This window comes from Methylobacterium sp. Leaf91 (assembly GCF_001422815.1).
In the GTDB taxonomy this organism is placed as follows: Bacteria; Pseudomonadota; Alphaproteobacteria; order Rhizobiales; family Beijerinckiaceae; genus Methylobacterium.
In genome coordinates this window covers 216,918-240,865 of sequence record NZ_LMMP01000034.1, presented here as the reverse complement: position 1 = coordinate 240,865, position 23,948 = coordinate 216,918, and the positions used below count along the sequence as shown (strand labels likewise).

Below are 23,948 nucleotides of genomic sequence, written 5' to 3'. Positions count from 1 at the left end.
GGTATGCGGATCTACGGTGATCTCGTCTCGGGCAATTGTCTCAAGGTCAAGATCGTCGCCGATTACCTCCGCCTTTCCTATCGCTGGGTGCCGATCGACATTCTGAAGGGCGAAAGCCGAACACCCGACTACCTGTCCCGCTTTCCGGCGGGGCAGGTGCCGGGGGTCGAATTCGAGGACGGCCGGTGTCTGGCCCAATCGAACGCGATCATCCGCTATCTTTCCCGCGGGAGCGCGTTGATCCCGTGTGACGCGTTCCTCGCGGCGAAGATGGACGAGTGGCTGTTCTGGGAACAGTACAGCCACGAGCCCGCCATCGCGGTCTGCCGGTTCGAGATGCGCTACCTCGGCAAGCCGAAGGAGGCGCGCGATCCGGCCCGTGTGGCACGCGGCGAGGCGGCTTTGGACGTGATGGAGCGCCATCTCGGCGGTGTCGAGTGGCTGGTTGGAGAAGAGCTCAGCGTCGCGGACGTGTCGCTCTTCGCCTATACGCAATGGGCCGATGAGGGCGGATTCGACCTCGCGGCGAGACCGTCGATAAGGGCGTGGCTCACCCGTTGCACGAATGTTTTCGAGCGCGCCGACCACAGGCTGAAGACGGGTTAGTCGGCGGCACCGGGCGGCACAACAGGGATGACGAGCTGAGGCGGACCGGGCCGGTCAACCGCCGCTCGACGGATCAGACAGACTCGCGAAAGACGATCACGATGGGCAAGATCACGGGTTTCCTCGAGTTCGACCGGCAGGAGCAGAAGTACCAGCTCGCAGCGGACCGCGTGCGGCACTTCCGCGAGTTCACGCTGCCCCTCGACGAGCACGACCTGAAGAAGCAGGCCGCGCGCTGCATGGATTGCGGAATCCCGTTCTGCCATGGGCCGACCGGCTGCCCCGTGCACAACCAGATCCCGGACTGGAACGAGCTCGTCTTCCAGTCGGATTGGGAGGAGGCCGCGCGCAACCTCCATTCGACCAACAATTTCCCGGAATTCACCGGCCGCGTCTGTCCCGCGCCGTGCGAGGAGGCCTGCACCCTCAATCTCGAGAACCAGCCCGTCGCGATCAAGACGATCGAGCAGGCCATTGCCGACCGCGCCTGGAACAACGGTTGGGTGAAGCCGGAAATTCCTGCGTCCCGCACCGGCAAGAAGGTCGCCGTCATCGGCTCGGGGCCGGCGGGCATGGCCGCTGCGCAGCAGCTCGCGCGCGTCGGCCACGACGTCCATGTCTTCGAGCGGGAGCCGAAGGCCGGTGGTCTGCTGCGCTATGGCATCCCCGACTTCAAGATGGAGAAGCGCCATATCGACCGGCGCGTGAAGCAGATGGAAGCGGAGGGCGTGACCTTCCATTACGGCGTCAATGTCGGCGTGACGAAGCCGCTCGACGAGCTCACCGCCGAGTTCGACGCGGTGCTCTTCGCCGGCGGCGCCGAAGATCCGCGCAACCCGCAGCTCCCCGGCCAGGAACTCGCCGGCGTGCATTACGCGATGCCGTTCCTCGTCCAGTCGAACCGCAGAGTGGGTGCCGAGCCGATGCCGGGCAACGGCGAATTGCCGATCCTCGCCACCGCCAAGAACGTCGTCGTGATCGGTGGCGGCGATACGGCGTCGGATTGCGTCGGCACGTCCTTCCGCCAGGGCGCCCTCTCGGTGACGCAGCTCGACATCCGGCCGCGCCCGCCCGAGCGCGAGGACAAGCTCTCGGTCTGGCCCTACTGGCCGACCAAGATGCGGACCTCTTCGAGCCAGGCCGAAGGCGCCGAGCGCGAGTTCCAGGCCGCCACCCTGCGCTTGGAAGGCAACAAGAAGGGCAAGCTCACCGGCGTGGTCTGCACCCGCGTGGATGAGAAGCGTCAGCCCATCCCCGGCGGTGAGTTCACCCTGCCGGCCGATCTGGTGTTCCTCGCCATCGGTTTCGCCGGTTCGGTTCGCAAGGGCCTACTCGAGGAATCCGGCGTCGTCATGGACAAGCGCGGCAACGTCACCGCCAACGAACTCGATTACCGGACGTCCAACGAGAAGATCTATGCCGCCGGTGACATGCGCCGTGGGCAGTCCCTCGTGGTCTGGGCAATCCGCGAAGGCCGCCAAGCGGCACGCTCGATCGACGAAGCCCTGATGGGATCGAGCGTCCTGCCGCGCTGAAACCCAAGGTCCGGGGCCGGCTCCATGCCGAGCCCCGGCACCGGATCTCTTCGCGCTACCCGGCGCAGACGTGCCGGGATCAGCCCGGCGGCCATTTGAAATCGTCGGCCCGGCCCGGCTGTGGCATCGGCGCCGAGCCGCGCTGAAGCACCCGCTCCACGTTCCCCGATGCGTCGCCATCGCGCTGCCGTCCGCTGATGAGCGTGCCGCCGGGGGTCACTTCGGCGCGGCCGAGGGGAATGACCGGGCCGAACGCGGGCTTCACCGGCAAGGCGGGGATGCCCGGGGGCTCCGGCAGGCTTGGCAGCATCGAGGTGATCTGGCGATCGATCGCCGCGGTGTCATCGAGCTTCGGGGCCTCACCATCCAGGAGGGGACCCGGAACCGTCGCTACGGGCGCCACCGTCGGCGCCTCCGTGGGGTTCGTGCCCATGAGACGCTTGAGTTCGACATCGGCGAAATGCGCGACCTTGCGGGAGCCTGCCTTGGTGAAATGCACGCCGTCCGACGTCCGCAGCTTGGCCTCCTGCCCCTCCAGGTCGGGCCCCGTCATGGTGAAGCGGTTACGATCGTCGACGAAGCCCGGCCAGATGTCGACATAAGTCCCTCCCGCCTTCGCCACGCGGTCGCGGATGAGGTCGTTGATGGTGGCGATGTCCTTCGTCAGCGGCTCGCTGCGCATCGGCGGCGCGCCGACCCAGATGAAGGGAATCTTTTGGGCGGCGAAGACCTTGGCCAGGGCATCGACGCGGTCGCGGTAGATCTCGCGCCAGCGTTCCGTTCCCGGTTCCACGGTCTCGGTTCCCTCCCGTATCGGCTGGCGGTCGTTGGCGCCGAGCATCACGACCGCGTAGGCGACTTTCGGGCTGGTTTTCAGAAAATCCTCCGCCGCCTTAGGCCAGTCGACCACGTCTTTCCGGACGAGACCGCTATCGGCCTTCGAACGGTCGAGGATCGCCACGTCGGCATTGTCCTCGAACACGTCATCGAGGCCACGGCCGAGAGAGTTCGCCAGCGAATCGCCGAAGACCGCGATGCGGATCGACGGCTCCGCCTTGGGCTGGACCGGTTTCGGCTGGGCGACCACGGGGGCCGGACGCGGCCGCCTCGTATAGGAGCGCTGGCTCTCCCCGATCGTCGGTGGCCGCGGCCGGGTGGGTCGGGCCGATGGCACCGGGGCCGGGGTCGGTTGTACCTGCTGCGGACGATCTTCCCAGGGCCAGTAGAACTGACGCGGCGCCTCTTGTGGGGGAGGGGCGTAGCGCCGGTTGGCTTGGCGGCCACCGTAATCCCCCTCCTCGCGCGGCCGGCGGCGCGGCGCGTAGTAGGAATCGCCGCGAGGGGTATCGTAGGAATCGCCCCATTGCGCCGCGGCGAACGGGCCAGAGGCGAAGAGCAGGGGCGTCGCGAACAAGGTGAGGAGGCAGACACGGAGAAGAGCGTCCTTCACCTGTCCCGCAACGGCCACCCCGTACGCTACGTTCTTGACTGTCCTTGGTGCCACGCTGCGACCTGCCTGCTGATCGTCGAAGGACGAGACCGTGCCATCCTATCGGACGATCGGCCCCGCGTCTAAATCCGCCTCACGAGGCGAAGCCTCAGGGGCGCGCCGTGATGTGCTCCAGAAGGCTGGGCGTGGCGTAGCCGTCGGCCACCAGACCTTCCTTGATCTGATATTGGCGGACCGCCTCCCGCATCTTTGGCCCGGCGCGGCCATCCGCATCGCCGGCATAGAGGTTTCGGGTCGTCAGGGCTTTCTGCAGGGCCTGCAGGCCCGCTTTGTCGAGGCGTGGCGCGCCGGTCGGCCAAGGTGCCGCCAGTGGCGGCCCGCCGGCAAGACGGTCGGCGAGATGGCCGACGGCGAGCGCATAGGAATCCGAGGTGTTGTAGCCCCGGATCACCTCGAAATTGTCGGTGATCAGGAAGACCGGGCCGCCCGAGCCGCCGGGCAGGAACAGGCTTGCCGCACCCGATCCCGGCAGCGCCTCGCCATCGATCCTGCGGACGCCCCGTCTGGCGAAGTCCGACAGGTCCGCCCGATACGTCGTCAGATCGAATCCGCCTGGAAGCGTCACGGCATAGCCCCACGACAGGTCGCGATTCCAGCCGAGAGACTGGAGATAGCCGGCGATGGAGGCCAGGGCATCCGGCTCCGATCGCCAGATGTCTCGGTGACCGTCCCCATCGAAATCCACCGCATGCTTCAGGAAGGTCGATGGGAGGAACTGGGTCTGGCCCATGGCGCCGGCCCAGGATCCCTTCATCGCCTCGGGGGCGATGTCGCCGCGCTGCAGAATCGTCAATGCGTCGAGGAGCTCGTTCCGAAACAGCGTGCCGCGAAAGCGCGCCTGCGCCAGGGTCGCCAGGGCACGGATGGTCGGAACGGTCCCGCCGCTCACTCCGAAATCCGACTCGACTCCCCAGAAAGCGAGGACGATCCAGCGCGGGACGCCCGTCCGGGCTTCGATCGCCGCCAGCGTGGTGGACAGACGGGCCGCTTGTGAGCGACCCCGTGCGATCCGCCCGGTCGAGACCGCGCCGACGAGGTAGTCCCAGACGGGGCGTCCGAACTCTCCTTGAGCGGTGGTTTTGGCGAGGATGCCGGGATCGGGGGAAGACATGCCGCGAAACGCCGCGTCGAAGGTCGCAGCACTGACCCCGCGCGCCTCGGCATCGGGCCGCAGGGCATCGACGAAGCTGCGAAACGAGGCGTTTGCCGCCGCCTCCGGTTTGGCAGGCGGTGCCGGCCGAGTAGAATCCTGGGCCCTACTCTCCGCTGCAAGAAATGCGCAGAGGGCGATGGCGGTGCGGAGGGCCGTCTTCATAGGCGGTTGCGCCGAGCCAGGGTCTCTTCCCAGGCGAGGGCCTGGGCCACGATCCCGTCGAGGTCGTCGTAACGTGGCTGCCAGCCCAATTCAGCGCGGATCCGGTCGGCCTTCGCCACGATCTGCGCCGGGTCGCCGGGCCTACGCGGCGACAGCCTCACTTCGAAATCACGGCCCGAAATGCGCTTGACCACCTCGATCACCTCGAGGACCGAGTAACCGCGCCCGTAGCCGCAATTGAGCGTTTTGCTCGCGCCACCCGAACGTAGATGATCGATGGCGACGCAATGGGCATCGGCGAGATCGGAAACCTGGATGTAATCGCGGAGGCACGAGCCGTCGCGGGTGGGGTAATCCGTACCGAACACGCTCAGATGACTGCGCCGGCCCAGCGCCGCCTGAGTGGCGACCTTGATGAGATGGGTGGCTTCGCTTGAAGATTGGCCACTGCGTCCGCGCGGATCGGCACCCGCGACATTGAAGTAACGCAGGATGACGTAGCTGAAGCCGTGGGCCTTGGCCGCGTCGTCGATCATCCACTCGCTCATGAGTTTCGAGCGGCCGTAGGGGTTGATCGGCGCGGCCACGAGGTCCTCCGGCACCGGGACGATTTCGGGCTCGCCGTAGATTGCGGCGGTGGAGGAGAAGATGACGTGCTTCACCCCGCCATGCACCGCAGCCTCGATGAGCGCCCGGGTCTTGACCGTGTTGGCCAGATAGTAGCCGAGAGGGTCGGCCACCGAATCCGGCACCACGATCTTGGCGGCGAAATGCGCCAGCACATCGATTCCGTGTTCGGCGATGACCCGTTTCACCAGGGCCTGATCGGCCACGTCGCCCACCACCAGCGTCACGTCGGGGGGAAGCACCCAGTCGAAGCCGGTGGACAAATCATCGATGACGACGATGTCCTTGTGGCCGGCATCCAGCAACGCCAGCACCATGTGGCTGCCGATATATCCCGCGCCGCCCGTCACCAGAATCGCCATGGCCCCACTTCCATTCCCGCGCACGTCGCGGAAGATATACCTCAAACCCTCCGTGTGATCATGCGGCGCTTTAGGCTGAGTCGGGCGTGGAAATGGTTTTGTTCTTGCTCGCTCCATCACGACAACGTGCTATCGTCCCTCGCCTCCGGGTTGTTCCCACCGCATTTTAAGAGACCGGGTCCCGCTTGATGAAACCGATTCGTAAAGCCGTCCTGCCTGTCGCAGGGTTGGGTACCCGCTTCCTGCCCGCCACCAAGGCCGTCCCGAAGGAAATGCTCACCGTGGTCGACCGGCCGGTCGTCCAGCATGTGGTCGACGAGGCGCGCGAGGCCGGGATCGAGCATTTCATTTTCGTGACCGGCCGCGGCAAGGCCGTGATCGAGGACCATTTCGACATCGCCTTCGAACTCGACCGCATGCTTCAGGAGCGCGGCAAGGAGGCGATCTACGAGGAGTTGAAGCGGGATCTTCCGGCTGCCGGGCAAACGAGCTTCACCCGCCAGCAGGCTCCTCTCGGCCTCGGCCATGCGGTCTGGTGTGCCCGCGAGATCGTCGGCGACGAGCCCTTCGCCGTGCTGCTGCCCGACATGCTGAGCAAGGGCTGCATGCAGCAGATGCTTTCCGCCTATGAGCGCCATGGCGGCAACGTCATCGCCGTGGAGGAGGTCAAGCCGGAGGAGACGCATCAATACGGTATCGTCGGCGTCGGTGAGACCTATGGGCAGACCTTCGAGATCAACGGCATGGTCGAGAAGCCCAAACAGGGCACCGCGCCATCGAACTTCATCATCTCCGGGCGCTACATCCTGCAGCCAGAGATCTTCTCGATCCTGGAGAAGGGCGAGAAGGGGGCCGGCGGTGAGATCCAGCTGACCGACGCGATGATCAGGCTGGCCGAGAAGCAATCCTTCTTCGGCATGCATTACGAAGGCCGGACCTACGATACCGGTTCCAAGCTCGGCTTCCTCACGGCGAACATCGCCTACGCGCTGCAGCGCAAGGAACTCGCCGAGCCGCTCAAGGCCGAGATCGCCCGGCTGCTCAAGGAACATTGAGGGAAGGCTCGGGAGGAGTACGCGCAAACCGAGATTGTCGAGCCAAGACCTGCAAGCTGCGCCGTACGGTGCGTGCGACGCGGGCATGGCATGCACCGAGTGCAGACTTTCGACGGCGAAACACTCTTGCGCTTTGTGCGGCGCACTGTACTTTGTGCATTGCGGGATCGCGATGGCGTCGCGGTCCCGTAGCCCTTCTTGGGCGTTTCCTCCCTAGACTTCGGGCCGCTCTTCGGAGCGGCCTTTTTTCTTGGGAAATCGGTTTGTGATTTGGCGGTTTGTAATTTGGGACGTCTGCTCGCGCGGCCCGCGCGGCAGAACCCATCCGGTCTATTCGGCGGCGATCCTGCGGAGTGTCAGGCTGTCCATTTCCTCGGCCACCGCCTTCACCACCTCGCGTAGCGTCCAGACCAGATCCGCGAACCCCTGCGTCACCGCGAGGTTGCTCTCGTTCATATAGAGCCCACGGTTGATCTCGATCTGAAGCGCGTGGCGGCCGATATTCGGCTCCCCGTAATGTTCGGTGATGAACCCGCCCGCATAGGGCTTGTTGCGCAGGGTGCGGAAACCGCGCGCGCGCAGATGATGCTCGAACGCGGCGATGAGGATCGGCGTGCAGCTCGTCCCGAACCTGTCGCCCAGCACGAAATCGGCCTTCGCATCCTCGTCGCGGGGGAGGCTCGAGGACGGCATCGAATGGCAATCGATCAGGATGGCGTGGCCGAAGGCACGTGCGGTGCGCTGGATGAGGCCGCGCAGGGTACGGTGATACGGTTTGTAGAGTTCCTCGATCCGCGCGACCGCTTCCTCCACGGGGAGCCGCGTGCGGTAGATTTCCTGTCCGTCGGCCACCACCCTCGGCACCGTGCCGAGGCCGCCGGCGACACGCATGGACCGCGTGTTGGCGAAAGGCGGAAGCCGCCCGTCGAACATGCGCGGGTCGAGCTCGTAGGGCTCGCGATTTACGTCGAGATAGGCCCGTGGGAAGTTCGCTCGCATGAGCGGCGCGCCGAGATCGACCACGGGCGCGAACAGGCGGTCGACATAGGCGTCTTCCGAGCGGCGGAGCGCCAACGGGTCGAGGCGTGAGCCCGCGAGGAAGGCTTTCGGATAGACCGCCCCGGAATGAGGCGTGTTGAACACGAACGGAAGCGTGTGCTCGCCCGGCTCGTCGATGGCGAAGGGCGGTACGAAATCTCCCGGATTCGCTGCATTCCAGCGAGGGCTAGACTCGGTCATCGCGGCGTGTGCGCCCAGGTGCTGGAAGGGAAACGCATGGCCACACTTTGCGGCGTGTGACGGTGCGTGTCCACTGCGACACCCCCCGTCGCGAAGCGATCGGTGTGCCGTCCTGCACCCGGTCCGGGTGCCAATCTCAACACCTTGTTTACCAAGTCTGCGCTTTATGAAAAGAACACAGCGACTCAAGGGTGCGGGACACCGACCGATGAAGATCCTCCTGGCCGAAGACGACAACGACATGCGCCGGTTCCTGGCCAAGGCGTTGCAGAATGCCGGCTATGACGTGCTGTCGTTCGATAACGGCCTCTCGGCCTATAACCGCCTGCGCGAGGAGCCCTTCGAACTGCTCCTGACCGATATCGTGATGCCGGAAATGGACGGGATCGAGCTGGCGCGCCGCGCCACCGAACTCGATCCGGACATCAAGGTGATGTTCATCACGGGCTTCGCGGCCGTCGCCCTGAACCCGGATTCGAAGGCTCCGAAGGACGCGAAGGTGCTGTCGAAGCCCTTCCACCTGCGTGACCTCGTCAACGAGGTCGAGAAGCTGCTGGCGGCCTGAAACCGATTCGCGCGTCGGCGCAATGATGCCTTCACGGTAGGAAGACGTCCGCCATTCCCCTATATGCTCAGGGGAGCGAAGCGGGACGTCTGCAAACCATGCCTCCGGTGATCATCTACACGACAGCCTGGTGCCCTTACTGCACCGCCGCCAAGACCTTGCTGCGCGAGAAAGGCGTGACCTTCACGGAGGTCGACGTCGAGAAGACTGTCGGCTCCCGTGCGGCCATGACCCAGCGTGCGGGCGGCCGAACCAGCGTGCCTCAGATCTTCATCGGCGAGACGCATGTGGGTGGTTGCGACGACCTCTACGCCCTCGACCGGTCAGGCAAGCTCGATCCGCTTCTGTCGACCGAGGCGCCGCAATCATGAGCGACGGTTCGCCGACGGAACAGGACAAGACCGAGCCTCGCTTCGTCGCGGCCTGTGTCCAGATGCGGTCCGGGCGCGATCCGCTTGCCAATCGGGATGCCGCCGTCGCCCTGGTGCGAGAGGCTGCGTCCCAGGGGGCAGACTACGTACAGACACCGGAAATGACCTCCCTGGTGGAGCGGGATAAAGCCAGCCTGTTCGCCAATGTGCGCGAGCAGGACGAGGACGTGACCCTCGCCGCCCTGCGCGATGTGGCCCGCGAGCGCGGCATCGTCGTCCATATCGGCTCGCTGGCCGTGCGGAACGGCGACAAGATCGCGAACCGCGCCTTCCTCATCGATGCGGAAGGCGCGATCACCGCCTCCTACGACAAGCTCCACCTCTATGACGTGGACCTTCCCAACGGTGAGCGCTGGCGCGAATCCAATACCTATACCGGCGGTGCCTGCGCGGTCGTCGCCGAAACGCCCTGGGCGCCCCTCGGGATCGCGATCTGCTACGACCTGCGTTTCCCGGCCCTGTACCGGGCTCTGGCGGAAGCCGGGGCGACGATCCTCAGCGCGCCCGCCTGTTTCACCAAGCAGACGGGCGAGGCGCATTGGCATGTCCTCCACCGCGCCCGCGCCATCGAGACCGGATCGTTCATGATCTCGGCCGCTCAAGGCGGTCGCCACGAGGACGGACGCGAGACCTACGGCCACTCGATCATCGTCGATCCCTGGGGCAAGGTGCTGGCGGATGCCGGCGGTGCCGAGCCCGGCGTGATCCTTGCCGAAATCGACCTTGCCCGCGTCACAGAGGCGAGGGGGCGGATTCCAGCCCTCAAACACGCGCGCCCCTTCACGGTCGAGCGCGTCGGGCGGGCTGGGTGACCATGCGTCCGGTCCAATCCCGCCCATGATCCGCTACACGCTCGTCTGCGATAACGGACACGATTTCGAGGGTTGGTTTCGCTCGAGCGATTCCTACGACGCTCAGGCGGCGGACGGTCTCGTGGAATGTCTCGCTTGCGGCTCGACCCGGGTCGCCAAGGCCATGATGGCGCCGGCGCTGGCGAAGACCGTGGCTCAAGTGCCTGGTCCGAACCGCGCCCTCGCAGAAGCGTCGCCCACCGATCCTGCCGCAGCACCGTCGGCCGAGCGACTGCCGATGGCGGAGCCAGAGCGGCAGCTGCGCGCGCTGATGCGAGCGGTCCGCGAGCACGTGATCCGGACGGCCGACAATGTCGGTCCGCAATTCCCCGAAGAAGCGCGGCGCATGCATTACGGCGAGGCCGAGTCCCGCCCGATCTACGGCGTCGCCAGCCCTTCCGAAGCCCGTGCCCTCGTGGAGGAGGGGATCGACGTCGCCCCGCTCCCTGCCTTGCCCGGCGACCTCAACTGAAGTTTCGCCGCCGCCCATTCAGCGTTTGAGGGCGGCCGTTCCGGCGATGGAGGCCAGGATGAAGGCGATGGCCGCATTCCAGCCGGCCAGTGAGATGCCGAGGAAGCGCCAGGCAGCGGTGGAGCAATCGGCGACCCGCGTCGCTTTCAGGGTATCGAGAAAATCCCCGACATCGCTGGGATTGGCGCCGCTGCCGCCGCCGCAATCGGACGGGCCGGCCCAGAGAGCCCATTCGGCGCCAGCGTGATAGACGCTGAGGCCTGCCCCGTAGAGCAGGCCGAGGGCGGCGATCCCGAGGATCAGCCGCGTCACGCGCTCCGGGGTGAACAGGGCCAGCAGGGCCAGCGGAATGGCCGCGTAATAAGGCAGGCGCTCCGTCAGGCAGAGCTTGCACGGCACGTAGCCGAGAACCCACTGAAAATAGAACGCGCCGGCAATCGCCAGGACAGACCCGATCAGGACTATCAGGGCGGCGCGGCGAAGGCGGAGTAGGGCGGTGTAATCGATCACAGCAGCACCTTGAACAGGACGAAGCCGAGGATGATGACGGCCACCGTGATGGCCGCGACGACGTTCAGATGCCGGTCGAGGACGGCGCGAATGGATACGCCGTAGCGCTTCAGAAGCCCAGCGAGGAGAAAGAAGCGCGCGCCTCGTGTGATGAGCGAGAGCAGGACGAACCAGAACAGGTCGTAATGGGCGAAGCCCGACGTGATCGTCACCAGCTTGAACGGGATCGGTGTCAGGCCCTTCAGCAGGATCACCCAATGCCCGTACTGAGCGTAGGAAGCCTGAAAGCTCGCCGCCTTCTCGTTCAACCCATAGAGCGAGAACAGCCAGACCCCGATGGAATCGTAGAGCAGCGCGCCGATGGCGTAGCCGAGCAGCCCGCCGGCCACCGACGACAGGGTGGTGATCGTCGCGTAGAACCAGACCCTGTCGGGCCGGCTCACCGCCATCGGCACCAGCATCACGTCGGGTGGGACCGGAAAGAACGAGCTCTCCGAGAACGCTACCGCACCGAGCGCGTAGGGGGCCGACGGCTTGCCCGCGAGCGCGAGTATCCACTCGTAAAGGCGGCGGATCATGAAGAGCTTCTATCCGATAGGGGAGGGCGCGAGGCCCTTTGAGCACAACCCGGCCGGACTTGCGAGCGGGAACCACCGCGGCGCGGTCTCGCTGCAAAACCCCTCTGGCCGTCGGCGCGATCCTGTGCCATGAGGCGGATGTTGCGGGCGTGGTGGAACTGGTAGACGCGCCGGACTCAAAATCCGGTTCTGGTGACAGAGTGTCGGTTCGATTCCGACCGCCCGCACCAATCGTCCCGGCAACGCAGGCTGTGAGCCAGCCCTGGGCACCCCCTACCTCGATTGCAGGAAGCGGCGGATCCAGCCGCCAACGCGGGGAGCATCGCTCTCGCCGCGCAGCGATGCGATGGCCGCGGCTTGAAACGTTTCGTCGTGGGGCTCAGTCGGCCGGTGCCCGGCAATCAGAGCCGTGGCGTAATCGGTTTCGAATTCCGGATGGACCTGGAACGAGATCGCCCGGCGTTGCGGGTAGGACAGGATGCCGTAGGGTGTGAAGACGTTGCCGCCGAGAACGCGCGCGCCCGAAGGGGGGACGATCACCTGATCCTGATGGATCGCCGGCACCGAGACGCGGCGCGCGTCGTCCATCCAGTCCGCCCGTTCGAACAGGTCATAGGTGTGGAGGCCGATGCCCCATCCCTTCGCCGATTTCTCCACCGTGCCGCCGAACGCCGCCGCGAGGATCTGGTGACCGAAGCAGAGCCCGACGAGCTTGGCGCGCCCGTCGACGTCGCGCAGGAAGCTCTTCAGCGGCGCGATCCAGGGCAGGTCGTCATAGACGCCCGCCGCCGATCCCGTCACCACGAACGCGTCGAACGCCTCGGGGGCGGTGGGAAACTGTCCCTCCGCCACCGGAAAGATCGTGACATCAGCGGGGTCGCCGAGGAGTGTCTCGACCATGCGGCCATAGGACGGGTAGGACTCGGCCAGGCGGGCGGGCGGTGCGCCCGCCTCGATGATTCCAATTTTCATCGCTGCCTTATGGCCAAGCCCCGCGCGTGATGCGAGCCTCAGCCCCTCAGATAGCCGGATCGAGCGTCGCGGCGGGAGCGGCTGCCACCGGTTTTGCCAGGAAATGCGAGGCGGCGACCGCGACCACCATCACGGCCAGGAAGATCGCGAAGATCACCGGGTTGAAGGCGACCAGAGCGATGAAGCAGATGCCGGCCATGGCCAGGGCGAAGGCGGGGGCGATGGGGAAGAACGGTGCCCGGTAGGGACGTGCGAGGTCGGGCTCGCTGCGGCGCAGCTTGAACAGGGCCGCCATGCTCATGCCGTACATCACCAGCGCGCCGAACACCGCCATGGTCACGATGCTCGCGGTGAGGGACTGGCCCGCGATCTCGATGAGGTTGTCGCTGTAGATGGCGGCGATGCCGACGAGGCCGCCGGCCACGGTCGCCACATGCGGGGTCTGGAAGCGGGGGTGCACCTTGGCGAGGAAACCGGGCAGGTAGCCGGCGCGGCCGAGGGCGAAGATCTGGCGCGAATAGCCCATGATGATGCCGTGGAACGACGCCACGAGGCCGAACAGGCCGAGCCAGACCAGCATGTGCAGCCAGCCGCTCGACTCGCCCACCACCGTCTTCATCGCCTGGGGCAGCGGGTCGTTGAGGTTGCTCAGGGTGCGCCAGTCGCCCGAGCCACCGGCGAAAATCATCACGCCGAAGGCGAGGACGGTGAGCGTCAGCACGCCGGTGATGTAGGCGATGGGGATCGTGCGCTTGGGATCCTTGGCCTCTTCCGCCGCCATGGCGACGCCCTCGATGGCGAGGAAGAACCAGATGGCGAAGGGAATGGCCGCGAACATGCCGCCGATCGCGGCGAGGCTGAATGTGGATTCACCGGCCCAGCCATGGGCGGCGAAATTGGTGAAGCTGAAGGCGGGGGCGACGACGCCCATGAACACCAGCAACTCACCCACCGCCAGGATGGTCACGAACAGCTCGAACGTGGCGGCGATCTGCACCCCGACGATGTTGAGCGTCATGAAGATCAGGTAGGCGCCGAGCGCCGCGTGTTTCGGGTCGAGGCCCGGAAACTGGACGTTGAGATAGGCGCCGATGGCCAGCGCAATGGCAGGTGGCGCGAAGACGAATTCGATCAACGTCGCATAGCCCGCGATGCAGCCGCCGATCGGCCCGAAGGCGCGCCGGCTATAGGCGAAGGGGCCTCCCGCCTGCGGAATGGCCGTCGTGAGTTCGGTGAAGCTGAAGATGAAGGCGACGTACATCGCCGCGATGAAGGTCGTGGTCACCAGGAAGCCGAGCGTGCCGGCGCTGGCCCAGCCATAGCTCCAGCCGAAATACTCGCCCGAGATCACGAGGCCGACGGCGATGCCCCAGAGATGGAACGCGTTCAGGCCCTTATGCAGGCCGGTGGATTCGCTTTGCATGGTGGGTTCCCGTCATCGGCGAAGGCTGCCGTCGGGGAATGGCCAAGCAAGAGTTTTGCCGTACGAGAAAGAGGGCGTGCGACGCCCGTACCCGGTCAGGGCTCAGAACTCCGGTGAAAGCGCGATGGTGTGACATTCGTCGGCACACCTCCGTCATTCCGGGTCGCCGACGGCGAGCCCGGAATCCAGAACCACCGAGGCTGCCATGTCGAGCACGGGTTGAGGCTCTGGATTCCGGGCTTCGCTCCGCGGACCCGGAATGACGGTGAGGGGACAAAACCCCGGAGGCCGTATCGAATAAGTCTGTGCCTTAAAGCCGGGTTCGTAGCTTGGCGTATCGACAGTCAGGCCGCGGTGGCGCGGGTGCGCAGGCGCGGCGTCTCCTTGGGGCGGATGTCCATGGCGTTGCCGCGCCAGACGATGGCGCTCTGCATCCAGGCGCTCACCCACATGATGGGGAGGATGGCGTCGCGAAGCAGGAAGGCGAGAAAGAGCCGGGGCGAGCGGTGCCACCCGGAGCGGGCCGCGAGCGCGTATTCGGCCCCGTACCAGAGCATCGCCATGACGATGACGCCGGCCAGAACTGGAACGCTGGGAACGCACAGGGCCGCGACCGCGAAGGGCAGCACCGTGCCGGAGCCGATCTCGGGCGCGAAGAAGTGCGGGAAGGTGACCCGGCGCAGACGCGCCCAGCGGACCTGTCGCGACCAGACCTCGCGAAACGCGCGGGTGCCCAGGGGCTGGTCGAAGGGCGAGGCCACGAGGTGGACCCGCTTGCCGGCCGCGCGAACGAGCTTCGTCGCCGCCGCATCCTCGGCGATCTCGGCGGCGAGCGCACGTATTCCGCCATGCCCGTCCAGGAAGGGCTTGTGCCAGAGCATGCTCTTACCCTGCGCGAAGCCGAGGCCGAGGCTTTCGCCGGTATATTGCCAGCGCGCCTGGAGCGTATTGAGGAAGGCGCATTCCAGTTCGGCGAAGAAACCGTGCGGCCGTGCGCCGATGGGCGTGGAGCAGACGAGACCCGTATCGGGCCGCCACGAGGCCCGCAGCCGCTGCAGGTAGTCCGGCGGCATCAGAACGTTGGAATCGGCCAGCACCACCCATTCGTGCCGGGCCGCCTCCCAGCCCCGCACGCAATTGTTGAGTTTGGGATTGTCGCTGATCCGCTCGTCGCCGACGATGAGCCGCGCCGGCACCGTGGGATGGGCCGCCATCAGGCGGTGCAGGAGCGGGACGATGGGATCCCGGCCGTCGGCGACGCAGAAGATCAGCTCGTAATCCGGGTGGTCGAGATGGAAGCCGCGCTCGAGCATCTCCTCGCTGAACGCTTCGAGGCCGCAGACCGGGCGAACGAGGGAAATGGGCGCGGCGCTGGGAAAGCTCGGGGTCCCGCGATTCCGGCCAATGCGCCATGCGGCGATGGCGATGCTGAGGAGATTGACCGAGGTCAGTGCGGCACAGAGCGAGAGCGCGACGATCGCGCCGGTCTCGATACTGCCGAACATGCCGCGCTCCCTCCGGGCCTCCGCCACCTGACGGAACCAGCCCCTGCCCAAGGCCGTAACAGACGGGCTATTTCAGTCGTATGACAGCGGCGCGGCCCCGATCTGCCGCCCCTCAGAGGGAAGGCCAGGGCGTGAGCGAGACGAGACCCGTGGCCATTCGCGGAACTGCCGTTCGGCCCGGCCGGTTCGATCCGGCATGACCCCGCCCATCGTCGTCCACCCTGCCTATCAGGCCGTCCTGCCGGAGGGGCATCGCTTTCCGATGCGGAAATATGGCCGTCTCGCCGAAACGCTCGCGGCGCTCGGCCTCGCCCCCGCCGGTTTCGTCAGACCGGAGCCGGCCGACGCGGACATGCTGAAGCGCGCGCATCGATCGGATTACGTCGATGCCGTCCTGTCCTGCTCGGTCTCGCGGGAAATCGAGCGCGAGATCGGCCTTCCGGTGGATGATAGCGTCGTGGCCCGCTCGTGTGCCTCGGCCGGCGGCACCCTCGCGGCGGCGCGGCTCGCGCTGGAGCATGGCCTCGCAGGCAGCGCCGCCGGCGGAAGCCACCATGCGCGGCGGGAGACCGGCGCGGGTTTCTGCGTGTTCAACGACGTCGCCGTCGCCGCCCTGGCGCTTCAGGACGAGGGCGCGATCCGCCGGGCGCTGGTGGTCGATTGCGACGTGCATCAGGGTGACGGCACCGCCGATTGCCTCGCTAGCTCGCCGGACCTGTTCACGTTCTCGGTCCATGCGGAGAAGAACTACCCGACGCGCAAGATCCCCGGCGACCTCGATCTGGGCTTGGTCGATGGCGTCGACGACGCGGCCTACGCGGCCGTTCTGGCGGCGCATCTGCCGGGCCTGCTCGACGGCCTCTCGCCGGACATCGTGTTCTACAATGCCGGGGTCGATCCGCACATGGACGACCGGCTCGGGCGATTGGCCCTCACCGATGCGGGCCTCGCCGCACGGGATCGCTACGTCATCGGAGAGGCGCGCAGACGTCGCATTCCCCTCGTGGCTGTGATCGGCGGCGGCTATGCCACCGATATCGACGCCTTGGCCGCCCGCCACGCCCTCGTCTTCCAGGCCATGGCCGCCCTCGCGTGAAGCCGCTCAGGGCGTCCCGCACGCATCCGGCGGGATCTCGCCCTCGGTCACGCAGCGCGCCACCTTTTCGAGGCCGTCGAAGAGCCGCTCGAGCTGCGCGCCCTCCATGGAGTGGAAGCCCAGCGTCCGGGTGATCAGCAACCCCAATGTCGAGAACACCAAGGCTGCGCCGATCCCCGGACAGGTCTCGATCTTCTCGAGGCCGGCGAGCCGTTCGCGGAGGAACGCGTTGAAGCCAGCGAATGCCTCTGGATTCTCTGCGGAGGCCAGCAGGAAGGCCCGCGGGAAGCCCTCTTCCTCAGCGTAGACCTGCCTCGCATGGGCGATCAGCGCGAGGGGGAGGGCCGAGGGACCCGGAACCTGCTCCGCTTCGAGCCGGGCAATGCCCTCCTTGACCTCCTTCAGCTTGCGCTCGGCCATGGCCGTGATGAGCGCTTCCTTCGAGGAGAAGTGGTGGAGGACCCCGCCCTTGCTCAGGCCCGCCTCCGCCGCGACCGCGTCGATCGTCAAGGTGCGCGTACCCGCACGACGGATCAGGCTCTCGGCCGCATCGAGGATGATGCTCGCCCGGTCCTCGCGCCGTGTGCGCGGCTTTGCCATGTCATTGCCTTTTAGAAACCGTCTGGACGGTCGGTAAGATACCCGATAGAGAAGCGGTTCGATAGAGCTTATCCGGAATGGGGTCGTGGTGTCTGGTCTGACCAAGTCCATTCGACGAATCCGTGGCGCGGGGGCGGTCACCCTCCTCGGCCTTGCGGTCTCGGCCTCGCTTCCGGCTTCTGCCAAGGAGGCAGAGGACGTCTCCGCTGCCGGCGCGGCCAAGCAGAGCCTCGCCATCGTCCGGACGGCGAAGGCCGAGCGCAGCACCATCTCGGCCGATCTCGTCTTCACGGGCGACATCCAGGCCCAGTCGCAGGTCAACGTGGCGTTCCGCAACAACGGCAAGATCGCCACGCGACTGGTGGAGGTCGGCGATCACGTCACCGCCGATCAGGTCCTGGCCAAGCTCGATCCGCAGGAGCAGCGCGCCAACCTCAACAACGCGCAGGCCGCGCTGACCTCCGCCGAGGCGCTGCTGACCCAGGCAAAGGTCAATTTCAAGCGCCAGGAGATGCTGCTCTCCAGCGGTTACACCACGCGCCCGAGCTATGACGATGCCGAGCAGCAACTCCGCACGACCCAGGCCTCGGTCGAGTCCGCCAAGGCGGCACTGGGCACGGCCCAGGAACAGTTCTCCTACACCGATCTGAAATCGGGCGTGGACGGCATCGTCCTGAGCCGCAGCTTCGAGGTGGGGCAAGTGGTCCAGGCGGGCCAGACCGTTCTCACCATGGCGGAGGACGGGCCGCGCGACGCGGTGTTCAACGTGTTCGAGGCGGTTCTCGCGACCCCGCCCGAGAGCAAGCCGATCGACGTCACCCTCCAGGCGGACCCGAAGGTGCGGACCGTCGGCACGGTGCGGGAAATTTCCCCGAGTGTCGATGCCGCCTCCGGCACCGTCAGGGTCAAGGTCGGGCTGAAGGACACGCCCGCTGCCATGACCCTTGGGGCCATCGTCGTCGGCACCGGCAAGTTCCGGCCGCAGACGGCCATCGTCCTGCCCTGGTCCTCGCTCTACCGCTGGGAGAACGCACCGGCCGTGTGGGTCCGCGATCCGGCCAGCGGCAAGGTCGCGCCGCGCAACGTGACCATCGACCGCTACTCGCCCAACACCATCGCCCTGTCCGGCGGTGTCGAGCCGGGCGAGGAGGTGGTCATCGCCGGTATTCAATTCCTCCGCCCGGGCCAGACCGTCTCTGTTGCCGAGGAGATCGGCCGATGATCCATTCCGGCTTACGCCTGGCGCTGATCGCAGCGGCCGTATCCACCCTCGGCGCCTGCCATGGTGAGGAGGAGAATGCTGGCCCGCCTCCGGTGCGGCCCGTCCTTTACACCGTGGCCAAGCCCATCGACACCATCGTATTCGGGCCGTTCGCGGGCTTCGTGGCCCCCCGCTACCAGTCCGAGATCGGATTCCAGATCGCGGGCCGGGTCATCGCCCGCGACGTGACCGTGGGGGATGTGGTGAAGAAGGGCCAGCGCATCGCCGCCCTCGATCCCGTCGTCACGCGCTTCGCCCTGACGCGGGCGGAGGCGGAACTCGCCGATGCCACGGCGCAGGCGGAGAACGCCATCGCCACCGAGGCGCGGCAGAGGCGGCTCATCGCCAACGGCAACGTCACCCAGGCCCGGCTCGACAGCGCCGTGGCGAGCCGGGACACGGCACAGGCCCGTCTCGCCCAGGCCCAGGCGAACCTGCAGAAAGCCCGCGACCAGATGGGCTATACCGAGCTGCATGCGGATTTCGACGGCGTCGTCACCGTCCGTAGCGCAGAGGTGGGACAGGTGCTCTCCGCGGGACAGGCGGTGGCGACCCTGGCGCGTCCCGAAGAACGCGAGGCCGTGGTCGACATCCCCGAGGATCTGGTCGGAGCCATGCCGAAGGATGCGGTCTTCACCGTGGCGCTCCAGAGCGCGCCCGACGTGACGGCCACGGGCAAAGTCCGCGAGGTCTCGCCCTTCGCCGACCAGAAGACCCGCACCCGCCGCATCAGGATGACCCTGCTCAAGCCACCGGACGCGTTCCGCCTCGGCTCCACCATCACGGTCGGACTGTCACGCCACATGGCGCCGCGTTTCCAGTTGCCGGCGACCGCCGTCTTCGAGGCCGACGGGCGAAGCGCGGTCTGGATCGTCAACGAGGCCGGGGATGCCGTGTCCCGCCGCGACGTCACCGTCGCGGACAGGAACGGCGAGCGTGTCTCCATCACCGAGGGGCTGAAGCCCGGGGAGCGCGTCGTGCTCGCCGGTGCCCGCAGTCTCGGTGAAGGCCAGCGCGTCCGCCTCGCCGACACATCTCAATAGCCGCGCCGATCCGACCAGCGTCACGCGAGAGCCGCCCCGTGAAGAACTTCAACCTGTCCGAATGGGCGCTCGAGCATCGCTCCTTCGTCTGGTTCCTGATGCTCATCTCGATGCTGGCGGGCTTCCTCGCCTACGAGAAGCTCGGCCGCGAGGAAGACCCGCCCTTCGCCATCAAGACGATGATCGTGCAGGCGCGCTGGCCCGGCGCCACGATCAGCGACACACTCGATCAGGTCACCGAACGGATCGAGAAGGAATTGCAGCAGATCGATGCCGTCGATTTCAGCCGCAGCTACACCACGCCGGGCCAGACCACGGTCTTCGTGCAGCTGCGCGAGACGACGCCGCCCAAGACCATCCCGGGCATTTTCTACCAGGTCCGCAAGCGCATCGGCGATATCGGCAGCACCTTCCCACAGGGGATCCAGGGGCCGTTCTTCAACGACGAGTTCGGCGACGTCTTCGGCAACGTCTATGCGTTCACCGCCGACGGCGTCTCCATGCGCCAGCTTCGCGACTATGTGGAGCGGGTGCGCGCCGACCTGAAGAAGGTCAACAATGCCGGCAAGATGCAGCTGCTCGGCGCGCAGGACGAGGCGATCTACCTCGACTTCTCCACCCGTAAGCTCGCCGGCCTCGGCGTCGACCAGGCCGCCGTCATCGCGACGCTGCAGGCGCAGAACGCCATTGCCCCCTCCGGCGTGATCCAGGCCGGGCCCGAGCGCGTCTCCGTGCGCGTCGGCGGCCAGTTCGTTTCCGAGGATAGCCTCAGGACCATCAACCTCCGGGTGAACGACCGCTTCTTCCGCCTGTCCGACGTTGCGGAAATCTCGCGCGGCTTCACCGATCCGCCGACCGCCCTGTTCCGGTTCAACGGCCAGCCTGCGATCGGCCTCGCCATCGCCATGCAGCCCTCCGGCAACCTGCTGACCTTCGGCCACGACCTGAAGGCGCGGATGAAGAAGCTCGAAGGCGAGCTACCTTACGGCGTCGGCATCCACCTCGTCTCCGACCAGCCGAAGATCGTCGAAGAGGCTGTGGGCGGCTTCACCAAGGCGCTGATCGAGGCCGTCGTCATCGTCCTCGGCGTCAGCTTCATCAGCCTCGGATGGCGCGCAGGGCTCGTGGTCTCGTTCTCCATCCCCCTCGTCCTCGCCGTGGTCTTCGTGGTGATGCAGGTCATGGGCGTCACGCTTCAGCGCATTTCGCTCGGCGCCCTCATCATCTCGCTGGGCCTCCTCGTCGACGACGCCATGATCACGGTTGAGATGATGGTCGCGCGGCTCGAGGTCGGCGACACCCTGAAGAAGGCGGCGACCTTCGCCTACACCTCCACCGCCTTCCCGATGCTCACCGGCACCCTCGTCACGGTGGCGGGCTTCCTGCCCATCGGCTTCAACGGCTCGGCGGCGGGCGAGTACACCTATAGCTTGTTCGTGGTCATCGCGGCCTCGCTCCTGATTTCCTGGGTCGTGGCGGTGCTGTTCGCGCCGCTCATCGGCGTGAAGCTGCTGCCGAAGACCATCAAGAAGCATCACGACAAACCGAGCTTCCTGCTCCGTACCTTCCGGGCGATGCTGCTTCCGGCCATGCGCTTCCGCTGGATCACCGTGGCCTTCTGCGTCGGCCTGCTCGGCCTGTCGCTCTACGGCATCCAGTTCGTGCAGCAGCAATTCTTCCCGGCCTCCGACCGTCCCGAGATCCTCGTGGACATGACGTTGCCGCAGAATGCCAGCATCGCCGAGACCAAGGCCCAGATGGACCGGTTCGAGGCGACGATGAAGGGCGATCCCGACATCCTGCGCTGGAGTTCCTATGTCGGGCAGGGCGCGGTGCGCTTCTATCTTCCCCTCGACCAGCAGCTCGGCAACGCGTTCTTCGGCCAGATCATCGTGGTGACCTCCTCGCTCGAGGCGCGGGACAAGATGATCCAGAAATTCGAGGCGCTGGCGGCCAAGGAATTCGTCGGTACCGACGTGTTCGTCCACTCTCTCGATCTCGGCCCGCCGGTGGGACGCCCGATCCAGTACCGGCTGAGCGGACCCGATCTCCAGAAGGTGCGGGGCCTCGCGCTCCAGCTCAGCAACATCGTCGCCTCGAACCCGAATGTCGGCCTGCCCAACCTCGACTGGAACGAGCCCGGCAAGGTGCTCAAGGTCGAGATCATCCAGGACAAGGCGCGCCAGCTCGGGGTCACTTCGGAGGATATCGCCGGCCTGCTCAACGGCATCGTCGGCGGCCGGGCGATCACGCAGGTCCGCGATTCGATCTACCTCGTGGACGTCATCGGCCGCGCCCAGGCGGTGGAGCGCAACTCCGTCGAGACGCTCCAGAGCCTGCAGGTGCCGCTATCGAACGGCAGCGTCGTGCCGCTGCTGGCCTTCGCCACGGTGAGCTACGAACTCGAACAGCCCATCGTCTGGCGCCGCGACCGCCTGCCCACCATCACGGTCCGGGCGGCCATCGTGAACGACACCCAGGCCCCGACCATCGTCAACGCCCTCGATCCGGCCATCAAGGCCTTCGAGAAGACCCTGCCGGACGGCTACACCCTCGCGGTCGGCGGTGCGGTCGAGGAGAGCGCCAAGGGCAGCGGACCCATCGCGGCGGTGGCGCCGGTGATGCTGCTCGCCATGGCGATGTTCCTGATGATCCAGCTTCAGAGCTTCCAGAAGCTGTTCCTGGTGGCGAGCGTGGCGCCGCTCGGCCTGATCGGCGTGGTGGCGATCCTGCTGCCCTTCGGCAAGCCATTGGGCTTCGTCGCCATCCTCGGCGTGCTCGCCCTCATCGGCATCATCATCCGCAACTCGGTGATTTTGGTGATGCAGATCGACGAGTACGACCGCGAGGGCTACGCCCCGTGGGATGCGGTGGTGGAGGCGACCTGCCACCGGATGCGGCCGATCCTGCTCACGGCCGGGGCGGCGAGCCTCGCCCTCATCCCCATCGCCCGTGAAGTGTTCTGGGGGCCGATGGCCTATGCCATGATCGGCGGCATCATCGCCGCCACCTTCCTGACGCTGTTCTTCCTGCCCGCCCTCTATGTCGGCTGGTACCGCATCAAGGCACCCAAGGGAGACAGGCCGGAAGGCGGTGCATCGACGGCGCCGGCGGCGCCCCATCACGCCGGGGCCTGATCAGGGCCTCGCCGCGCAGAGAGCGGGCTCCAAGGCCCGCATCACGCGGCGGTAATCCGCGATGTGCAGATCGTCGCGCAAGGTGCCGGGCAGGGCGAACCCGGTATCGCCGTCGCGGAGCTCCGCGAAAGGATCCGCATAACCGCAGGACAGGCGTTCGCACAGGACCCTGATCCGGGCGGAATAGGCCGCTACCGCCGCCGGTTCGAGGCGCTTCGCCACCGAACGCGAGATGGGCGGAATGGCGGCGACCACGACGCGGTCGCTTTCGGCCTGCAGCCGTTTCACGATCCGCTCCACCGATTCGTCGAAGATCTGGGCCGTTCTGTCGGACAGCGGCTCCTTCTTCCGCAGAAGATCGTTGGTTCCGATGAAGGCCACCACCGCGCGGGGGCGGGTCTTCACGGACAGGTTGGCCACGAGATCGGCATAGACGGAGGCCGAGGCGCCGCTCACACCGGCATTGACGATCTCCGCGCCGCAGACCCGCTGCGCCGGGTTCTGCAACTCGGCCTGCGAATCGCCGGCGAGGAGGATGTAGCCGTCCGGTGCATCGTCGAGATGGGCCTGGATCGAAGGCAACCGGTCCGTGGCGTAGAGCCGGGTGTTGAGGCGCAGGGGCTTCTCGATCCATCCGATGGCGAAGCCGACGCCGAGGATCGCCAACCCGGCAAGGCCCAGGCGCAGAGCCCTCACCGGGCCGCTCCCGATCCGTCCACGATTTTTGCCGTGCCGGCTCGGTCGATGGTCGCATCCGGCCGCGAATCGGTGCTGGCGTAATAGGGCTTGATGTCGAGGAGCGGCGTGCCGTCGAGGCAGTCGAGCCCTCTGACTCTCAGGGTCGTCCCTTCGATGCCGAGGAGTTCCACCACAGACAGCGCGATGGGGTTGGGCCGCGCCGGGGAGCGCAGGGAGAACGTGCCCCGGCTGCCCTCCGCATGGCGCGGCATCTGGCGCACGATGTCCCGGGCCGCCCGGTCCATCCAGTAGAGCACGATGAGGTGGCTCGCCCCCTCCACGTTCTGCAAACCGGGAGCGAAGGCGGCATCCACCTCCAGGGTGCAGATGGCGTCGGTCTGAAGCCCGTTCTTCGGGCATTCGGCGCGGGTCGCCCATGGGGTCCGGACACGGCCGATGAAGTAGAGCCCGGCATCGTGGGAGGCGGGCAGCGTGACGGTCTCTTCGCCGGGCCGCCGGTCGATTGGGTCGCTCATCTTGCGCATCGGGTTTGGAGAGGCGTTACCCGGCGGGACCG

The 23,948-nt window shown here is 66.7% G+C and carries 23 protein-coding genes and 1 tRNA gene; 12 read left to right on the top strand and 12 right to left on the bottom strand.

Translation table 11 applies throughout. The annotated features are described in order from the left end of the window. Window positions 1-3 precede the first annotated feature (3 nt). Window positions 4-606: a glutathione S-transferase family protein gene (locus ASF32_RS17995; protein ID WP_056431405.1), complete on the top strand. Its 603-nt coding sequence runs from the start codon at window positions 4-6 to the stop codon at window positions 604-606. A 101-nt stretch (window positions 607-707) separates the two neighbouring features. Next, the gene (locus ASF32_RS17990) at window positions 708-2,141 is read left to right on the top strand and encodes a glutamate synthase subunit beta (RefSeq protein ID WP_056431403.1); all 1,434 of its coding nucleotides are present in this window, start codon (window positions 708-710) and stop codon (window positions 2,139-2,141) included. A 79-nt stretch (window positions 2,142-2,220) separates the two neighbouring features. Here the strand turns inward: ASF32_RS17990 and ASF32_RS17985 are convergent, their stop codons facing one another. The 3 genes from ASF32_RS17985 to galE form a co-directional block, all read right to left on the bottom strand. Next, window positions 2,221-3,591 carry an SGNH family hydrolase gene (locus ASF32_RS17985; protein WP_082470003.1) on the bottom strand — a complete coding sequence of 457 codons (1,371 nt, stop codon included), beginning with the start codon at window positions 3,589-3,591 and terminating at the stop codon, window positions 2,221-2,223. A 148-nt stretch (window positions 3,592-3,739) separates the two neighbouring features. Continuing rightward, entirely contained in the window at window positions 3,740-4,966 is a 1,227-nt protein-coding gene (locus ASF32_RS17980) for a lytic murein transglycosylase (RefSeq protein WP_056431397.1), read from the bottom strand. Then, window positions 4,963-5,955, bottom strand: a complete 993-nt coding sequence (gene galE, locus ASF32_RS17975; RefSeq protein ID WP_056431395.1) for a UDP-glucose 4-epimerase GalE — start codon at window positions 5,953-5,955, stop codon at window positions 4,963-4,965. The genes ASF32_RS17980 and galE overlap by 4 nt, the downstream gene beginning before the upstream one ends. A gap of 188 nt (window positions 5,956-6,143) precedes the next feature. Between galE and galU the strand changes: the two genes are divergently transcribed. Further along, window positions 6,144-7,010 (top strand): UTP--glucose-1-phosphate uridylyltransferase GalU, encoded by an 867-nt coding sequence (gene galU, locus ASF32_RS17970; protein ID WP_056431393.1) that lies wholly within the window; start codon window positions 6,144-6,146, stop codon window positions 7,008-7,010. Between the two features lie 330 nt (window positions 7,011-7,340). Here galU and ASF32_RS17965 read toward each other — a convergent pair whose 3' ends face one another. Continuing rightward, complete coding sequence (locus ASF32_RS17965; RefSeq protein WP_056431390.1) at window positions 7,341-8,249, bottom strand: N-formylglutamate amidohydrolase; 909 nt, start codon at window positions 8,247-8,249, stop codon at window positions 7,341-7,343. Between the two features lie 208 nt (window positions 8,250-8,457). Between ASF32_RS17965 and ASF32_RS17960 the strand changes: the two genes are divergently transcribed. The 4 genes from ASF32_RS17960 (at window position 8,458) to ASF32_RS17945 (ending at window position 10,568) form a co-directional block, all read left to right on the top strand. Then, on the top strand, window positions 8,458-8,814 hold the full coding sequence (locus ASF32_RS17960) for a response regulator (protein ID WP_003603128.1): 357 nt from the start codon (window positions 8,458-8,460) through the stop codon (window positions 8,812-8,814). Between the two features lie 98 nt (window positions 8,815-8,912). Continuing rightward, window positions 8,913-9,185, top strand: a complete 273-nt coding sequence (grxC, locus tag ASF32_RS17955; protein ID WP_056431387.1) for a glutaredoxin 3 — start codon at window positions 8,913-8,915, stop codon at window positions 9,183-9,185. Continuing rightward, the gene (locus ASF32_RS17950) at window positions 9,182-10,057 is read left to right on the top strand and encodes a carbon-nitrogen hydrolase family protein (RefSeq protein WP_056431384.1); all 876 of its coding nucleotides are present in this window, start codon (window positions 9,182-9,184) and stop codon (window positions 10,055-10,057) included. The genes grxC and ASF32_RS17950 overlap by 4 nt, the downstream gene beginning before the upstream one ends. Window positions 10,058-10,082: 25 nt before the next feature. Then, window positions 10,083-10,568, top strand: a complete 486-nt coding sequence (locus ASF32_RS17945) for a DUF1178 family protein (RefSeq protein WP_056431381.1) — start codon at window positions 10,083-10,085, stop codon at window positions 10,566-10,568. 18 nt (window positions 10,569-10,586) lie between these two features. Here the strand turns inward: ASF32_RS17945 and ASF32_RS17940 are convergent, their stop codons facing one another. After that, on the bottom strand, window positions 10,587-11,078 hold the full coding sequence (locus tag ASF32_RS17940) for a disulfide bond formation protein B (protein ID WP_056431379.1): 492 nt from the start codon (window positions 11,076-11,078) through the stop codon (window positions 10,587-10,589). Further along, the gene (locus ASF32_RS17935) at window positions 11,075-11,656 is read right to left on the bottom strand and encodes a YqaA family protein (protein WP_056431376.1); all 582 of its coding nucleotides are present in this window, start codon (window positions 11,654-11,656) and stop codon (window positions 11,075-11,077) included. The genes ASF32_RS17940 and ASF32_RS17935 overlap by 4 nt, the downstream gene beginning before the upstream one ends. Window positions 11,657-11,799: 143 nt before the next feature. Here ASF32_RS17935 and ASF32_RS17930 point away from each other — a divergent pair. Continuing rightward, window positions 11,800-11,886: transfer RNA gene (locus ASF32_RS17930), tRNA-Leu, on the top strand. A gap of 43 nt (window positions 11,887-11,929) precedes the next feature. Here ASF32_RS17930 and ASF32_RS17925 read toward each other — a convergent pair. The 3 genes from ASF32_RS17925 to ASF32_RS17915 form a co-directional block, all read right to left on the bottom strand. Beyond that, complete coding sequence (locus tag ASF32_RS17925) at window positions 11,930-12,628, bottom strand: glutamine amidotransferase (protein WP_056431373.1); 699 nt, start codon at window positions 12,626-12,628, stop codon at window positions 11,930-11,932. Window positions 12,629-12,674: 46 nt separating this feature from the next. Then, window positions 12,675-14,051: an ethanolamine permease gene (gene eat / locus ASF32_RS17920; protein WP_056431370.1), complete on the bottom strand. Its 1,377-nt coding sequence runs from the start codon at window positions 14,049-14,051 to the stop codon at window positions 12,675-12,677. A 344-nt stretch (window positions 14,052-14,395) separates the two neighbouring features. Next, on the bottom strand, window positions 14,396-15,556 hold the full coding sequence (locus tag ASF32_RS17915) for a ceramide glucosyltransferase (protein ID WP_056431367.1): 1,161 nt from the start codon (window positions 15,554-15,556) through the stop codon (window positions 14,396-14,398). A gap of 196 nt (window positions 15,557-15,752) precedes the next feature. Here ASF32_RS17915 and ASF32_RS17910 point away from each other — a divergent pair, with 196 nt between their 5' ends. Beyond that, the gene (locus tag ASF32_RS17910) at window positions 15,753-16,652 is read left to right on the top strand and encodes a histone deacetylase (protein ID WP_056431364.1); all 900 of its coding nucleotides are present in this window, start codon (window positions 15,753-15,755) and stop codon (window positions 16,650-16,652) included. 6 nt (window positions 16,653-16,658) lie between these two features. On the opposite strand, the gene ASF32_RS17905 is transcribed toward ASF32_RS17910, so the two are convergent. Continuing rightward, window positions 16,659-17,252, bottom strand: coding sequence for a TetR/AcrR family transcriptional regulator (locus ASF32_RS17905; protein WP_056431361.1), 594 nt, complete (start codon window positions 17,250-17,252; stop codon window positions 16,659-16,661). Between the two features lie 88 nt (window positions 17,253-17,340). Between ASF32_RS17905 and ASF32_RS17900 the strand changes: the two genes are divergently transcribed. From ASF32_RS17900 to ASF32_RS17890, 3 genes are read left to right on the top strand one after another with little or no spacing between them, the layout of a single operon-like run. Beyond that, on the top strand, window positions 17,341-18,474 hold the full coding sequence (locus ASF32_RS17900) for an efflux RND transporter periplasmic adaptor subunit (RefSeq protein ID WP_056431604.1): 1,134 nt from the start codon (window positions 17,341-17,343) through the stop codon (window positions 18,472-18,474). Then, window positions 18,471-19,556, top strand: a complete 1,086-nt coding sequence (locus ASF32_RS17895) for an efflux RND transporter periplasmic adaptor subunit (protein ID WP_056431357.1) — start codon at window positions 18,471-18,473, stop codon at window positions 19,554-19,556. The genes ASF32_RS17900 and ASF32_RS17895 overlap by 4 nt, the downstream gene beginning before the upstream one ends. Window positions 19,557-19,594: 38 nt before the next feature. Beyond that, window positions 19,595-22,693: an efflux RND transporter permease subunit gene (locus tag ASF32_RS17890; protein ID WP_056431355.1), complete on the top strand. Its 3,099-nt coding sequence runs from the start codon at window positions 19,595-19,597 to the stop codon at window positions 22,691-22,693. Here ASF32_RS17890 and ASF32_RS17885 read toward each other — a convergent pair whose 3' ends face one another. After that, window positions 22,694-23,389: a GDSL-type esterase/lipase family protein gene (locus ASF32_RS17885; RefSeq protein WP_056431354.1), complete on the bottom strand. Its 696-nt coding sequence runs from the start codon at window positions 23,387-23,389 to the stop codon at window positions 22,694-22,696. It lies immediately after the preceding gene. Continuing rightward, a complete protein-coding gene (gene tsaA / locus ASF32_RS17880) occupies window positions 23,386-23,907 on the bottom strand; it encodes a tRNA (N6-threonylcarbamoyladenosine(37)-N6)-methyltransferase TrmO (RefSeq protein ID WP_056431603.1) in 522 nt (173 codons plus the stop codon). The genes ASF32_RS17885 and tsaA overlap by 4 nt, the downstream gene beginning before the upstream one ends. Between the last annotated feature and the right edge of the window lie 41 nt (window positions 23,908-23,948).